Raw genomic sequence first — 15639 nt, 5'->3', positions numbered from 1 at the left:
GCCGCCTGGAAGGCGCGTTCCGTCCAGTCCGCCGCGTCTGTGGGGGCCCTGGGCGGGGCGTCGCGGTGGAATGAACGTTCCGTCCAGGCCGCCGCGGCTGTGGGGCTTCCCTGAGTGGGGGGCGCGGTGGAATGAACGTTCCGTCCACGCTGCTTCGCCCGGGAGCGCCTCCTGTCGGAAGTGCGGTCAGCGTGAGCCGCGTTCCAGGGTGCGGCGTGCCTCCCTGAGGATTTCGTCCTCGGAGAGTTGGTCGGTGCGAATCGCGGAGCGGTCAGCCTTCAGTTGCTGGACCTTCCCCTCTCTCAAGACGTGGAACTGGCCCTGCTTCTGGCCGGGGAGGCGGGTTTCTGCGTCAATCCGGGCCTCGGTGAACATGGGCTTGAGCTTCTTCAGGGCGTTGTCTTCCTTCACCCCGCCGACGAACCAGGAGCGCACGTTCTCCCGGCACTTGTAGTCCAGGTCCCCAGGACTCTGCGTGGCCAGCATGACGCCCACGCCGGCTGAGCGCGCGCGCTTGAGCAGGTTCTCCATCGGCTGTTTTGTCGCGGGCTTGCTCGTCGCGGGCAGGTACATGTCTGCTTCGTCGAAGAGCAGCACGGCCTGGAGCTTGGACGCGGGGTGTTGGCTGGTCCAGCGGTTCGTCTCCAACAGGAGCTGCGCCACCCAGAATAGGATGCGGTTGTTATCTCCCAGGTACTTGGTGCTGATGATGCTCAGCCGCGTCTTGCCCGGCGTGCTCGCTGCTCCGAGCCCAAGCAGGTCACTGATATCCAGCCGCTCTCCACCAGTTGCCAGCAGCGGGCGGAGGTCGAGCCGGAGCACTTCGAGGTCCTGGGCGAGCTTGGCGAACGTCTTGGTCGGCAGGCCCCCTGTTTCCTGCCGGAGTGACTCGTCCTGCTCCGCGACGAACTTCTGGACCATGTCCAGGGTCAGCTCGTTGCCGGCGGGCCGCTGGACCAACAGGCGCAAGGCTTGCGTGAGCAGCGCCCTGGCCGCTCTGTCGTTGGGACTGGTCTTGTATTCGAGCATGCCCGCGATGGCATCCGCGGCCTGCTGCACGCCCTGCTCACGCTCTTCCGGTGACAGGCTTTCGAGGCCGCGTGGAATCACGGGAATGGCCAGCGGCCGCCCGTCGGAGCGGCCCGGCGTGTAGAGGGCGACTTCGACGCGCTCACGCAGCAGGCGGCGCCGCTCGATGAGGACGGGATCATCCAGGTGTCCTTCCCAGGAGAGGTCTCGCGCGTACGCGGCGAGGTCTCCCTTCCGGTCGACGAGGATGGCGGGCACGCCTCGGAGGAGCAGTTGCTCCAGGACGTTGAGCGCCAGCGTCGTCTTTCCGCTCCCCGTGGTGCCCAGGAAGGCGCTGTGCCGGGTCAGCTCGGAGGGGTCCACCGTCACGACCTGGCTGAACACGCCTTCCGAGGAGCCAATCCGCAGCGGCCCCGTGAGGGTTTCCGAGGGACGTGGGGAGGGAGGGCTCTCGTTGCCCCTGAAGCCGATGGGGGGCTTCACGCCGTGAGGCGGTGTCACGCCCTGGAGCGGGTTGTCCGAAAGGGGTTCGGCCCGGCCTTGCCTGGCCCCCTGGGAGACGACGGGCTCGCGGGGTGAGCGCGCGTCTCTCGCCTCCAGTGCGCTCGTGTCGGCACGGGCAGGAAGGGCGGACTTCACTCCCGCGCGGACGTCGGCCGGGACCGGCGTTCCATCCGACAACGTCGGTGCGCTGATGAATAGCTCCGTCTGTGCCTTGGTGGCGGTGCTCCGGGCTCCGACATTGGCCGTCGGGACACCCGTTCCGCCCTTGGGCGTGGCCTTGGACGTCTTCGGCCCGGAGGACGGGGGCGTGGTGTCCGGCTTCTCCAGCCCCAGGATGTCGCCCACGGACTTGAGCCGGGTGATGGGGCGGGCCGTCCGGCTCCACTCCACGAGGGCGGCTTCACTCGCATGTCGCTCACGGAAGGTGCGCAGGGCCATGAGGTCCCGAAGCTCCGTGTCGCCGACGACGACCCGGCGTCCGCCCTTGCGGAGAAGTGCGCCCAGTTGCTCGGCGACCATCCCCCCGGGCCTGGACGAAGGAAAGTCGGTGGTCCGCACAATGACAGGCGTCTTTCCCACCGCCTTCTTGATGGCTTCGGTCATCTGTTTGCCGAGGCCCCCTCCCCGTGGATCCTTCTCACACAGCGCGACGAGGAGCTTGCTCCCCTCCGGGTGGACCTGGACGTCCAGCATCTCCTTGTCCTTGGGCTTGACGTCGAAGCGCTTCGCGTCCCCGAACTCCTTGCCTCCGGCTTCAATGGCCCAGGCCAGCAGCTCCGCGACATCGGCGGGCTCCTCGGGCGGGTCGATTCGCAGGGTGGCGCGGAAGTCCGTCCACAGTTGGTCCATGTCCGGCTTGGAGGCAAGGGACTGCTCCTCCTTGGGCTTTGCTTGGCCCTGTCCCTGGGGGCGTTGCAGCGGGAAGCTGGCGGGCAGCTCGCCGTCCTGGATGGCCCGGTCGCGGTAGCGGCGGCACTCATTCAGGACGTCACGGGCGCGGTGTCCCCCGAGCACGTCGAAGCCGGCCGCCGGAATGGGCCAGGTCGGGTCCGATGGGGAAGTCGTGAACCCTCGCTGTTCGAACAGGGCTTGCAGCCGCCGCGCCGCGAGGTCCCTGGCCGTGTCCGCCGTCACCGTCTGCTCCAGCGTCACGGGCTCGGGGTCGTTCTCGATGCGGTCGACGATGCCCTGGTTGAGCAGGGGCTTCATCTTCGCCCAATAGTCGGAGAGGCAGCAGAAGACCACGACCGCGCGAGGCACCTTGCTCGCGATGGCCGCGAGGCTGTTCATCGCGCGCCGGAAGGAGTTCTCCATCTGCGGGCGCTGTTCGAAGTCGCTGACGTCCTCGACCTGGTCCACGCACAGCACGAGCGCCTGGCCCAGGCTCCCCATCAGCCGTCCCAGGTGCTCCACCATCCGCGCTGGTGCATCGTCGGCGGTCCGGGGGATGAGGTTGCCGATGACGCGCTGGTCCGCCTCGGACAGCTCCTCGCAGCGCAGCCAGTGGAAGATGCGGCGGTTGAGCCGGGGGTCTCTGCGATGCAGATAGATGAGCGCGCGCAGCAGGTCGACTTCCACTTCCCGGAAGCGAGCGTCCAGCAGCAGCTCGTCCGCCACGGCCCGGATGGTGCCGTGCAGCTCTTCATCCTCCAGAATCTTCTCGTCCTGCAGGTGCAGCGCGAACGCGCTGGTGCACTGGGCCATGAGCGCGTCCGACAGGTGCATCAGCCCGCTGTCGTCATCGTCTCCCGCCTGGTCGAACGGCTTGTCCAGGGAGTCGATGAGGTTGGACAGGATGTAGCGGTCGTACTGCGTCGCATCGACGGTCATCGGCATGTAGCCGACGAAGCCCATGCGCTGACCATGCGCGAGGTTGCGGAAGGCGCGCACCAGGTGCGTCTTGCCGCTGCCTGACTCTCCGAGCAGGAGCAGCAGCTTGCCGGCGCCCGGAGGCGAGTCCGAGGAGGCCTTGTCGAGCAGTCGCTTGAAGACGCGGCGAGCCGGCGCGTTGAGGGCCTCCACGTCGAACGGGTCCGCCTGCCAGATGTGCTGGCCCTGTTCGACGCTGGTGAAGACCTCGCGGGAATCGTCGAGGAAGATATCGAGACGGGGGTCGTTGGCCACGGGGCGCTCCTGGGTTCGGGCTAGACGACAACGAAGTGGAAGCTGGCGCCGAAGGACCGGACCTCGGACTCGGCCACGTCTTTGGGGTCCATGGCGGACACGAGGTCCGCGCGCGTCAGTGACAATTGGCGGGTGCGGTTGGCCTCCAGGAGCGCCGCGTCGAAGGCCTCGCGGGTGCTCCACTCTGGCTGGAGGGCCTTCCATACGTGGGAGATGAAGACCTTGTTCGCGCCGAAGCGGCCCGTGGGGAGGGCTCGGGCGACGGACAGGACACGCTCCGCGAAGGCGGACGGGGAGGGCGGGGCGTCCGTCTTCGCGTCGCCCCTCTCGTCGCTGAGGCGTGGGACCTCGGTTTCCTCAGGCGCAGCGCCCTGTGTGGCAGCGCCTGCCCCGGACGACGTCGAGGCCGGTGCCGGGGGCGTTGCCGCCGAACGCGTCGCCTGGGGATGGGGTGCCGGTTCCACCGGCGGCGTTGACGCACGCGCCGCGCCCTTTTTCTCGGAGGCGCCGTCCTCCCGCGCGACAGCCCACCGGCGCATCAGCGACAGGCGCACGGCCTCCGCATCCACGCGGGGGGCGCCCGCCGCGCGGGCCGCGAGCTGCTCCACGCCCTTGCGCGGGTCCGTCGTCTTCGCGTCCAACAGCTGCCCGAGCAGGTGGGCCTGCACCGCGCGCAGGGTGAAGGGCCGGTCCGTCTCGACGCCGAGCTGCCGCCACAACAGCCGGTCCCGCGTCTGCGCCAGGGTGAGGGTGTCCTCGGTGTCCAGCCCATGTTGGCGCTGAAGCGCGGCGGCGCGCACGCCGTCGGCATCCTTCATCCGCGCCACCACCGCCTTCGATGGCGGCAAATCCAAGCTGCGCGCCACCAGGTGCGTGGCCTTCAGCTTCTTCCACGTCAGGCCGCGCGGCGGCTGCTCCAACTGGAGGAAGCGCAGCACCTCCGTCCGGCCCGTGGGCGTCAGCTCCAAGCTGCTGCGCCCGCGCGCCGCCACCGTCCCGCCGCCCAGCAGCGCCTCCAGGAGCGTTTCGAAGCGGAGCTTCCATTCCGCGCGGCTGAGCTGATGCTCCACGAAGGGCCGGAGCGCGTCCTCCAACTCCCTCCGCGTGCCGAGTCGCTCACTGCCGCGCGTCATGAGCCAGGACAACGCAATGCCTGACAGCCGGTGGTCAGCGCTTCCCATTCGATGCTTCCTTCCCGGTGAGCTCACCCCTGCGGGTGGCAATCAACGTGTCGAGGGTTTCAAGAATCTCTTCCAGGCGCGTCACCACGTCGTCCGCGAGGAAGCGGACCACCCAGTAGCCCGAGCACTGGAGCGCGACGTCCTTGCGCCGGTCCCGGCGGAAGCCGTCGGGGCTGCGGAAGTGGAAGTAGCCGTCGATCTCCACGGCCAGGTTCAGCTCCGTGCAGAGCAGGTCCACCTCCAGCCTCCGGCCACCTCCGACCGGGGCCACGTGGCCATTGAGGACGAAGAGCCCCCGCGTGGAGGCATGGTCCTGGAGCCGGGCGTGCAGGAACTTCTCCGCCTCGCTCCGGGCGCGGCCATTGGCGTCCCGGTAGGCCGAGGCGATGGTGCGCGCCGCCGATTCGTAGAGCGCGACGACCTGTTCGGACGAGCCTTCCTGCCGCAGCCGGGCGCGCGTGGAGGCCACCGCGGCCTCAGGGAGCTCGCGGGTATCCTCGTCGAGCTCCGGCTCGGCCAGGTCCAGCCGGCCCTCCCGCAGCATGGCGAGGATGTGGGACTCCTCCCGCCGGAGGTGCTCGGCGAGGACGTCCGCGGCGAGCACGCAGCCCGTTGTGAGCGCGGGGGCCGCGGTGCACAGAGCCGCGGCGGTGCGAAGCGCCCGGAAGTCAGCGGGGCCCGTCCGCACGCGCAGGGCCGGCGTGCTTCCGGCGGGGACCAGTGACATCAGCGCCTGAAGGGCTGGCAGCGGCGCGCGCGCGATGGCTTGGCTCACCGCGTCTGGAGTCACACCGGACGGCGGCGGGTCTGGGCTCTCCAGGAGGGCCCGGCACAGCTCCCAGGTGGCGGACTGTCCCTGCGGGGGCGTCAGGCCGTCCATCAACACGCGCCGCTGGTGCGCTGTCTTGCCTGGGAACTGGAGCGTCCGTGCCTGGTTCGGGGGCTGGGCGCGGACGACGAACGCCTCCGCGTCACCCAGCAGGTCCCTTTCCCTGGCGAGCGCCGCCGCCCAGGCGGAGACGACGGCGCGCACGTCATCCCCATCCACGATGACGACACTCAGGCCCCGGCGCTGAATCCACTCCGTCCAGACGGTCAGCGCCCGCTCCGGCGGCCCGACGAGCGTGCTCAGCGTCGCAATGCCTTGCGCGCGTCTGCGGGCATGCCGGTCCAGTGAAGCGAGAAGCGCTGCATCCAGTGGTGGCTGCAAGCCATTTCCCCCGAGGTCGCGTGATGGTCTGCCATCGCGGAGGGTTGGAAGCCTGCTCCTCTCATGGACTTCGATGCAACCCCCGGGGGAGGTATGGACAGCTGAGAGTGATTGTGCTCGGGCGAGTCAGACATTACATCCCGAGGTCTTCCGGACACCGTGCTTGCAATGTCTGTCGTCCGTGCAACGGCTCACGCCTCTTCCACGCCCAGCGCCGCGCGCAGCTCGGGCATCCGGGCCAGGGGCACCGCGCCGAAGACGAAGCGGTCCGGCCGCACCACGGCCACGTCCGCGCCGTGCTCCCGGAACCACTCGGACAGCCTGCCGGTGTGGTCCTCCACGCTGTCGTCGCCCAGCCCCGGGACCCCCGCGGAGCGCACGGTGACGGCGCGGGCCCCCAGGGACTCGGCCAGCTCACGGGCCACCTCCGTCCCCGGGCTGCCGCCCCGGCTCAGCACGGCGAAGCCCGGGCCCAGGCTGTCATCCAACAGGTGCTCCTCACCGGACGCGCGCCGCACGAGAGGCTGGGGCAGGTAGCTGCCCTCCGCGGCCCTCCGGCTCGAGCGGCGGCCGCCCAGCATCCAGCCTTCCTCGATGGCGGGCGCCGGCTTGAAGCGGAAGCCCTCCACGAAGCGGCGCGCGGCTGGAACGGCCTGGAGGCCCCGGAGCACGGTGTCCCGAACCCAGGCCAAGGGCGTGCTGCGCGCGGTGAACACGGCGCCCAACCTCGCGGTGGCCTCGAGCAAGGCGCGCACGTGCGGACGGCGCTCCACGGCGTAGGTGTCCAGCAGCGCCTCGGGGGCGCGGCCCTGGAGGACCCACGCCAGCTTCCACGTGAGGTTCGCCGCGTCGCGCAGTCCGGACACCAGGCCCTGACCCATGAAGGGCGGCAGCAGGTGGGCCGCGTCTCCCGCCAGGAAGGTGCGGCCCACGCGCCAGCGCTGCGCCACCACCGAATGGAAGCTGTAGAGCTGCGCGCGCTCCACCGTCACTCGGTCCGGATTCACATACGGCCCAATCAAGCGGCGAACCGTGCCGGGCTGCGTCATCTCCTCGCCTGTCTCGCCCAGGCGCAGGCGAAACTCCCAGCGGAACCGCCCCAGGGGGCCGCGCCCGACGAAGCCGGGGCGGGCCGGGTCGCAGACGACGTGACACTCCGGAGGCGCGTCCTCCTCCGCCACGGTGCCGGAGATGGCAATCCACGGCTCCTGCTCGCCGCGGCCCTCCATGGGGATGCCCAGCAGCGCGCGCACCGTGCTCCGCCCCCCGTCACAGGCCACCAGGTAGCGGGCGCGCACCCCGTGGCGGACACCGGACGTGCGGTAGCGCACGGTGACGCCCGCGCCGTCCTGTTCCAGTGACTCCACCTCGGTGCCCGTGCGCAGCTCGGCGGCGGGGAAGCGGGAGAGGCCCTCGCGCAGCGCCTTCTCCAGGAGCGGCTGGTGGAAGAACCAGATGGGCGCGTGGCCGTAGCCGAAGTCCACCTGGCCCAGCTGGACCTGGGCAATGGGTTGGCCGCCCACGCCGGTGAAGGTGACCTGCCGGCCCTGACGCAGGTCCGGCTTCAGCGCGTCGAGCAGGCCCGCGGCCTGGTAGATGCGCAGGGCCTCGTCGTCACAGGAGAAGGCCCGGGGTTGGCCATGCGGCGCGGCCTCCCGTTCGAGGACGAGCACGCGCACGCCCTGGAGTCCCAGGAGATTGGCGGTGAGCATGCCCACCGGCCCGCCTCCCGCGATGACCACATCCACTTCCTCGATGTCGGCCGACATTGACTTCCCCCCGGAAGCAGGTCCGCTGCGGGGAGCAGTCTAACGTCCCTGGCTCCCCGCGGGGAGGATGGGCGCGGCTTCGCGGTAGATGCGCAGCGAGTCCGCCACGCTGTGGCGGTATTCGAAGCCCGTGGCGTCCAGGAAGCGGCGGTTGTCCACGACGATGGGGAAGCGCAGGTGGTCCAGCGCGCCCACCGACAGGCGGGGGAGGCCCGCCCGGCCCAGCAGCAGCGACAGGAGCGGCGCGGGCAATGGCACCGCGGTGCGCCCTGTCTCCCGGACGATGACGGACAGCGGAATCGGCGGAGGGCCCGCCACGTTGAAGAGGCCCCGGGCCTGCTTCTCCAGCGCCAGCGTCAACGCCGTCACCACGTCTTCCTCCTGGAGGACGTGGAACAGCGGGTCGTACCCGAGCACCAGCGGCACGCGCCGGCCCTTGAGGAAGGAGGACAGCGTGCCGGTGCCGGGAGCTCCCAGTGTGTAGGGCAGCCGCAGCACGGCCGTCGTTATCTTCGGCAGGCGCCACAGCGCGGTGGCCGCGTACAGGTCGGCGGCCACCAGGTCCGCCAGCTCCGGGATGGCCTCCAGCGCGCGGGGCGGCTCGTCCTCGGAGTGGTACAGCGGCGAGTCCGGCGCCGCGCCGTAGAAGGTGTGCCGTCCCACGAAGAGGAGCTGCTTCACGCCGTGGGCCGCGCAGTGGTCGAACACCGCCTTGGTGCCGTCCAGGTTGATGCGCCCGCGCTCCTTGCCCGGCACCGTGAACGCGGTGACGGTGGCCATGTGCACCACCGCTTCGGGACGCCAGCGGCGGAAGACGTCCTCCGCGGCGCGCTTGCGCACGTCGCCCCGGTAGACCTGGATGCCGGCCTCGTTGGCCTCGGCCCAGGGCCGGGTGTCGATGCCCGCCACCTGATGCCCCCGCGCGTGCAGGTGCAGCGCGAGCTGGCGGGCAATGCCTCCGGAGATGCCTGGAATCAGCACCCTCATGGCAGCAGGTTCCTTCCCGCCCGCCGGCTGTGCCGCTGCGCGCGGCCGCGCTCGATGAGCCCCGCGATGCGCTGCTTCACCTTCGCCACATAGCCCTCGATGACGTGGTCCTCCTCGTCCCCCGTCCCGTGGAACATGAGCGGCTCGCCGTAATGGATGTCCAGCTGCACCGGCAGGGGCAGCGGCAACAGGTACGGCGTCAGCGGGATATAGGGCACGCCGAGCAGCTTCCCCAGCGTGTACGCGTTGAACACGGTGGGGACGGCCGAGCCCCCGCCCAGGAACGCGAAGGGGATGATGGGCGAGCGCGTCTGCAGCGCCAGGCGGACGAAGCCGGTGCCGAAGTCCACCAGCGAGTAGCGCTCGTTGAAGAGCTTGGCCGTGCCGCGCGCGCCCTCGGGGAAGATCATCAGCAGCCGGTCATCCTCCAACAGTCGCTTCGCGTGCTCGGGCAGCCCGATGAACTGCCCGGTGCGGCTGGCCCACAGCGAGGACACGGGGAAGTTGTGGAGGAAGCGCTCCACCATGCCCTGCGCCAGCCGGGGCGGGTCCATCTCCAGCATGGTGGACGTCAGCACCATGGCGCCGTCCACCGCCACGCCGCCGGAGTGGTTGCCCACCAGCATTCCGCGGCCCCGCGGGGGGATGTGCTCCACCCCGTAGCAGCGCACGCGGAAGTAGTACCGGTAGATGGCGCCAAAGACGCGCAGCGCATGTCGCACGTGAGACTTGGAGATGCCGTACGGGTCGACGCCGTATTCGTTGAACGGCAGTTCCAGCCGGTCCACCCGGGCTTCCAATGAGTCGGTCAGGGCCACGGGGGCACCGTAGCACCCCGGCGCGCCCGGCCCCGCCGCTTTCCACCACGGGTTCGTTGGGTACCCGCCGGGTGTTGAGCGATACTCGCCCGCGCTCCCCCCAGCCCCCAATCCAGGAGCGCTGCTTCGTGTCACAGCCCGTTCCCGCGCCGTCCCCCGCCTTCGTTCAGCAGCTCAACTTCCACGCGCGAGACGCCAGCAACGAGGCGTCGGCGCTCCAGGCCGCCTTCGCGCTGGGCCTCTTCGGCCACCTCCCGGAGACGGGCTCGGGCGAGCCGGTGTCCCTGGAGGCGCTCGCGGAGCGGGTGAGCGGCACCTGGCGAGGGACGCGCTCCGTCGTCGAGCCGCTGGTCGCGCTCGGCTTCGTCCATCTGGAGGACGGGCGGGGGTATTCGCTGCCCGCGTCGACCGCGGCCTTCCTCCGGGATGAGGCGTTCACCGCGGACCTGCGAGAGGCGCGGCGCTGGTGGCATCCACTGGCGCTGCTGCCTCAGGCCGTGCGTGGGGGCGGCCCCGTGGCGTGGGGCGGGGAGACGTGGGACGTGCTCGGGTGGTACCGCGCGCTGTTCCTGTCGCCCGCGCCGTCCACCCCGAGCGCCGAGGCTCGGGACTTCCATGACCGCTTCGCCCGCAACCCCGCGCGCACGCTGGCGCTGGTGACGGCCGCGGAGCTGGACGTGCTGGCGAAGCTGGTGCGCGGGCCCGTGCCGCTGGACGTGCTGGCGCGGGACGTGGGCGCTTCGGCGGAGGCGCTGGAGGTGTTGCTGGGCGCGCTGGCGGCGATGGGCATCGCCCAGGCACGGGAGTCAGGCTGGGGCTTCACGGAGGCCGCGGGCCGGGCGCTGGACGCCCAGAGCCTGCCGTACTTCCAGCGGGCGCTGCCGGCGACCATGGCCTACTGGGAGGCGCTGGGGCACCTGGACGAGGCGGTGCGCGAGCAGCGCTTCCGGTTGGACCTGCGGGACGCGGAGACGGCGCGGCGCATCTACCAGGAGAACGCCTCGCGCATCTCCAGCATCTTCGCCTCGCACCTGCGGCTGAGCCGACAGGCCGCGACGCGGGTGCGGTCGATGCGGCCGTTGGCGCAGGCGCGCGTGTTGGACGTGGGCACGGGCTCGGGCGTGTGGGGCGCGGCCTTCGGCTTGGCGGACCCCACCACGCACGTCACCTACCTGGATTCGCCGCACGTGCTGGACGCGGTGCGCCCCCACCTGGCGAAGCTGAAGCTGGAGGCCCGTTCCGAGCTGTGGGCGGGGGACTGCCTGTCGGTGGACTACGGCGAGTCCCGCTACGACGTCATCCTGCTGCCGCAAATCATCCCCGCGCTGCCGCCCTCGGAGCTCCCGGGCTTCTTCGCGCGGCTGGCCCGGGCGCTGCGGCCCGGCGGGCTGCTGCTCATCTCCGGCTACCTGCTGACGGACCGGCGAGACGGCCCGCTGGACGCGCTCTACTTCGCGCTGCGCCGGTACGTGACGAACGAGGGAGACGTGCTGTCGCTGCCGGAGTTCCGCGCGCTGCTGTCGCCCGTGGGCCTCACCGACGCCCGCGGCTTCGACATGCCCATCCAGCAGGTCGTCATCGCCCACCGGGGCGACGTCGCGTGGCCGGAGCCCGCGGCGTCGCGTTGAGCCGCCGCGTCAGGCCGCGCTCTTCCGAGGACTGGCCGGAGCCGGCGCCAGCGTCGTGGGCAGTGGCACGCCAGGGCGCGCGGCCAGCACCAGCTCCTGGGTGGGCAGGGGAATGCACACGCTGGAGGACAGCCCCACGTCCGCCAGGAGCTGGCCGTACTCCGACGCGGACAGCAGGTCCCCCTCATTGGTCATGAAGCGGCGCAGGCCGAAGTAGAGGTGGTCCAACGGGCCATCTCGGCGCTCGTCGAGGACATACTCCGCGATGACGAGGACGCCGCCGGGCCGCAGGGCGCGCGCCACGCGGGCGAACATGCCGGGGAGGTCCTCGGGCCGCAGCACGTTGAGCACCTGCGGGAGGATGATGAGGTCGAAGTCCGCCTCGCCGAAGTCCTGGGTGAAGAGGTTGCCCGGCCAGAAGCGCGCGCGGTCCAACACCTTCAGCGCCTCCACGTTGCGGCGCACCTGCTCCAGCACCACCGCCTGGTCGAAGTACGTGACGTGCGTGGCGGGCGTGGCACGCGCGAAGGCCGCGCCCCACACGCCCGAGCCGGTGCCGATGTCCAGCACCTGGGCGCCTTCCAGGGCGCGGGCCTGCGCCACCGTGGCGGCGGCGCGCCGGCTGAGGTGGAAGTGCGAGGCGAACACCGCCGTAATCTGGCTCGAGTTGTCCGCGTAGAAGCGCTGGCTCACCTCCGGGTCCTTCAGGTCCAGGATGAAGCGCTCCTCGCGCACCGTCTCTTCCAAGCGGCCCAGGGCCTCCCAGTACCGCTCGGACACGGACAGCGAGCGCAGCAGGTAGGGCAGGGCCTTGCCGTCCAAAAGCTGCCGGGCCTCGTCCGTCAGCCGCCACGCCGCGCCCTCCCGCTGGGCGATGCCGAGCTGCTCCAGCAAGGCGACGAGCAGCGACAGGCCCTCGCCGCCGAGCCCCGTGGCGGCGCCCAGCGTCTGCTCGGTGGGGTCCTGCGATGACAGGGCCTCCAGCAACCCCAGCCGGCCCGCGGCCAGCAGCACCTGCATGCGGAGGGCGCTGCGCGCGTAGCGGTCGAAGAAGTCCTCGGCGTCCGGTGAGGGCCCCGGTTCGGCCGGCGTGAGGAACAGCGCGCGGTAATGGCCAAGCACGTCCCAGCTCGCGCCACCGTGCGCCACCGGCCCGCCTTGCTTCACCGCCTGGGCCAAGAGCTCCCCGGCGGTCCACCACGGACGCTGGGCTTCCAGCCGTCGCCGGAAGTCCGCGTCGCGCAGGAACGTCGCGACGGTGGGGGTGAGCGCCAGCTCGCGCGCGTCATCGAGGTGCACGAAACCCAGGCAGACGAGCAACTCCGTCAGGGCCCGGGTTCCCCGGTGCGTGCATTGGATTCGACGTGCCAGCTCCGCCATCGACACGGGCGGGCCGTCCCCCTTTACCGGCAGTGCGTCGAAGAGTCCCAGTGACAGTGCGGTGCGCAGCAGGGCCGACTCGTTCGAGGCATTGCGCGCCCAGAAGTGGAGGGACTGCGCCAGGGTGCGACGGTCGACGACCATTGATACCTCGTCCGGGGGGGATTTCAGCTTCGCCCTTCACTGTCCCGGGGCGCAACCCCGGGGCGGCGGGCCCTGCGCTACGATGACGCCCATGGCTCCTCGAACGACTCCGGTGGAAGCGGCCCTTCACCTCCTGCGCGAGGATGCGCGCGTCCAGGACGTCCACGTGGGGGAGTCCTCTGGGGTCGCGACGGCCTGGGTGGTGCCTCGTCGCGCGGTGCAGGCCGCGGCCCTGGAGTCGCTGCTGCGCGAGCACCTGGGAGACGCCGCTCCCGCCGTTGCGCTGGTGGACGTGCTGCCGCTCCAGGACACGGGGACGCCGGATGAGGCGCGGCTCGCGCGGTGGACGCCCTCCGTGCGCCAGCACCTGGAGTCACGGCTGCGCGCCGCTGGCCGGGTGGTGGCCGTGCTGGCCGGGCCCCGCGTGCGGGAGGAGCGCTACACACCCTTGGATGAGCTCCTGCCCGGGCCGCTGATGCCTCGGCTGGACGAGACGTCGGGCGCTGCGTCCCAGACGTCTTCCGTGGATGAGGCCGACCTGGAGAACGCTCCGCCCGCGCTGCTGGATGGCGGCCCGCCGTGCCGGCCGGAGGGAGCGCCTCGCCTGCTCGGAGAGATGCTCCGGCGGGCCGTGGCGCTGCATCCGGAGAAGACGCTGACGTTCATCGACGTGGAGGGCCGGCGCGAGGTGCTGCGCTTCGATGCGCTCTGGCGCGAGGCGCTGCGGCTGTGCGGCGGCTTGCAAGCACGCGGGCTGAAGGCGGGGGACCGCGCCGTCCTGGTGTTGGAGCGCCCGGGCGAGGTCATCCGGGCCTTCTGGGCGTGCACGCTCGCCGGCGTGGTGCCGTCGCTGCTGGCCTGGCCCGCGTCGTTCGAGCGCGCGCATCCCACGATGGCGCGCGTGCTGTCGGTGGCGCAGCGCCTGGGCGGGCCGTGGGTCCTCGCGGGGCCCGCCGCCGTCGGCACCCTGGAAGCCGCGGGACTTCGGGTGGCCACGCTCGCCGCGCTGGACACGGGGGCGGAGGGGCAGCCCGCCGCCGTGCCCGAGGGCGCCGCCGCGCTGATGTCATTCACCTCCGGCAGCACCGGCCTGCCCAAGGGCGTGGTGCTCACGCACGACAACCTGCTGGACATGTGCGACGCGATGATGGCGGGCGGCTGGTACACGCCCCAGGACGTGGGCGTGAGCTGGATGCCGCTGGACCACGTCGCGGGCATCACCTATTCGCACCTGCTCTGCCTGCGGGCGGGCACGTCACATGCGCTGGTGTCCCGCGATTATGTCCTGGCGGACGTGCTGCGGTGGATGGACCTGCTCTCCGAGCTGAAGGGCACCCATGGGTGGGCGCCCAACTTCGCGTTCGGACTGGTGGCGGACCGGCTGGAGCGAGGCGAGCGCCGCGGCTGGACCTTGTCGCACGTGCGGGTGCTGAGCTGCGCGGGCGAGCCGCTCGTCGCGCGGACGCTTCAGCGCTTCACGGAGGCGCTGGCGGGTGACGGGCTCCGGCGGGACGTGGTGTGCCCGGGCTGGGGCATGGCGGAGACCACCTCCTTCTTCACCAACACCCGGGGCGTCCGGACGCATGACGGTCAGTCCGCGGTGGAGCTGGGGCCGCCACCCGCGGGCTCGGCGCTGCGCATCGTGGATGACGCGGACCAGGTGGTGCCACAGGGCCGCGTGGGGCAGCTCCAGGTGCGGGGCGCGTCGGTGCTGGCGGGCTACCTGGATGACCCGGAGCTCAATGCCCGCTCCTTCACCGCCGACGGGTGGTTTCGCACGGGGGACCTCGCCTGGGTGCGCGACGGGCAGATGGCCATCACCGGACGCGAGAAGGAGGTGCTCATCCTCCACGGCAACAACGTTTATCCGCAGGAGATAGAGACGGTGGTGGAGGAGGTGCCGGGCGTGCTGCCCACGTACTCCGTGGCATGCGCCACGCGCGCGGGCGGCGCGCAGACGGATGAAATCGTCGTCTTCTTCGTCCCCGCGCCAGACGCGCCGCCGCTGGGCGAACTGCTGCGCGCCATCCGCGAGGCCGTGGGACGGCGGCTGGGCTTGCAGGTGGCGTGGCTGGTGCCGCTCGCCCGGCAGCAGGTGCCTCGCACGGAGCTGGGCAAGCGCGGGCGCACCGAGCTGCGCCGGCGCTTCGAGGCCGGGGAGCTGGCCGAGGAGCGCCGCGTGGCGGAGCGGCTGCTGGGGGGCCGCTTCACGTTGCCCCCGTGCCTGGCCGTGCCACGCTGGCGGCAGCGGCAGCCCGGCGCTGGCGTGGCGGAGGCGGGGGCCGTGCTCGTCGTGGGCGACGCCTCCTGGGCCGAGGCGCTGCGCGCGCGGATGGCGCCTCGGGAGGTGCTGCACGCGGAGGTGGGGGATGGCTCCGCGTTGTCGCGGCACCTGTCCTCCGCCGAGCGCCGGGTGAGCGAAGTCGTCTACGTGGCAGCGCCGACCACGGGCGCGTCTTCGCGGGACACGCTCGCGCGCGCGGTGGCGCCCCTGTTGGCGCTGGCTCAATCCCTGGCGCCGCTCGTGGAGGCCGCGCCCTGCCGGCTGCGCGTCGTCGTGCCTCAGGCGGGGGCCTCGCTCGAGACCGGGGCGGCGGCCCACCTGCTGCCGGGGTTGCTCCGCGCGGCGGAGGCGGAGGTGCCCGGTCTGGAGACCTCGGTCCTGTGGGTTCCCCAAGAGCGCCCGGCCGCGGTGGACTGCGTGGCCACCGAGCTTGGGCAGCCGCGCCCCGCGTTCGAGCTGGCCTGGCGGGAGGGCCGCCGCTGGGAGCGTGGCTACGTGGCCTGGACGCCGTCCCCAACCCCTGCGCCGGTGCGCCTGAAAGAGGCGGGCTTCTACGTGGTGACGGGGGCGCTGGGCGGGCT

At 71.6% G+C, this 15639-nt stretch carries 9 protein-coding genes; 2 read left to right on the top strand and 7 right to left on the bottom strand.

Going from position 1 to position 15639, the window contains the following annotated elements:
• Positions 1 to 186 precede the first annotated feature (186 nt).
• The 6 genes from HV824_RS22715 to HV824_RS22690 form a co-directional block, all read right to left on the bottom strand.
• Positions 187 to 3657, bottom strand: a complete 3471-nt coding sequence (locus HV824_RS22715) for a helicase HerA-like domain-containing protein (protein ID WP_176424203.1) — start codon at positions 3655 to 3657, stop codon at positions 187 to 189.
• A gap of 20 nt (positions 3658 to 3677) precedes the next feature.
• Positions 3678 to 4838, bottom strand: coding sequence for a hypothetical protein (locus tag HV824_RS22710; RefSeq protein ID WP_176416464.1), 1161 nt, complete (start codon positions 4836 to 4838; stop codon positions 3678 to 3680).
• Positions 4825 to 6048, bottom strand: a complete 1224-nt coding sequence (locus HV824_RS22705; protein ID WP_176416465.1) for an endonuclease domain-containing protein — start codon at positions 6046 to 6048, stop codon at positions 4825 to 4827. Before HV824_RS22705 ends, HV824_RS22710 begins: the two co-directional genes overlap by 14 nt.
• Before the next feature lie 191 nt (positions 6049 to 6239).
• Entirely contained in the window at positions 6240 to 7817 is a 1578-nt protein-coding gene (locus HV824_RS22700) for a bifunctional 3-(3-hydroxy-phenyl)propionate/3-hydroxycinnamic acid hydroxylase (RefSeq protein WP_176416466.1), read from the bottom strand.
• A 39-nt stretch (positions 7818 to 7856) separates the two neighbouring features.
• Positions 7857 to 8804: an NAD-dependent epimerase/dehydratase family protein gene (locus tag HV824_RS22695; RefSeq protein ID WP_176416467.1), complete on the bottom strand. Its 948-nt coding sequence runs from the start codon at positions 8802 to 8804 to the stop codon at positions 7857 to 7859.
• The gene (locus HV824_RS22690) at positions 8801 to 9622 is read right to left on the bottom strand and encodes a lysophospholipid acyltransferase family protein (RefSeq protein ID WP_176416468.1); all 822 of its coding nucleotides are present in this window, start codon (positions 9620 to 9622) and stop codon (positions 8801 to 8803) included. The genes HV824_RS22695 and HV824_RS22690 overlap by 4 nt, the downstream gene beginning before the upstream one ends.
• A 128-nt stretch (positions 9623 to 9750) precedes the next feature.
• On the opposite strand from HV824_RS22690, the gene HV824_RS38070 reads away from it, so the two are divergent.
• Positions 9751 to 11250, top strand: a complete 1500-nt coding sequence (locus HV824_RS38070) for a class I SAM-dependent methyltransferase (protein ID WP_176416469.1) — start codon at positions 9751 to 9753, stop codon at positions 11248 to 11250.
• A gap of 9 nt (positions 11251 to 11259) precedes the next feature.
• Here HV824_RS38070 and HV824_RS22680 read toward each other — a convergent pair whose 3' ends face one another.
• Positions 11260 to 12774 (bottom strand): class I SAM-dependent methyltransferase, encoded by a 1515-nt coding sequence (locus tag HV824_RS22680; RefSeq protein ID WP_176424202.1) that lies wholly within the window; start codon positions 12772 to 12774, stop codon positions 11260 to 11262.
• Positions 12775 to 12865: 91 nt separating this feature from the next.
• Between HV824_RS22680 and HV824_RS22675 the strand changes: the two genes are divergently transcribed.
• Positions 12866 to 15639, top strand: a 2774-nt coding sequence (locus tag HV824_RS22675; protein WP_303623433.1) for an AMP-binding protein, incomplete at its 3' end; no start/stop codon positions are given.

Source organism: Myxococcus sp. AM009 (assembly GCF_013372605.1).
Lineage (GTDB): Bacteria > Myxococcota > Myxococcia > Myxococcales > Myxococcaceae > Myxococcus > Myxococcus vastator.
This window is presented reverse-complemented; position numbering and strand designations above follow the sequence as displayed.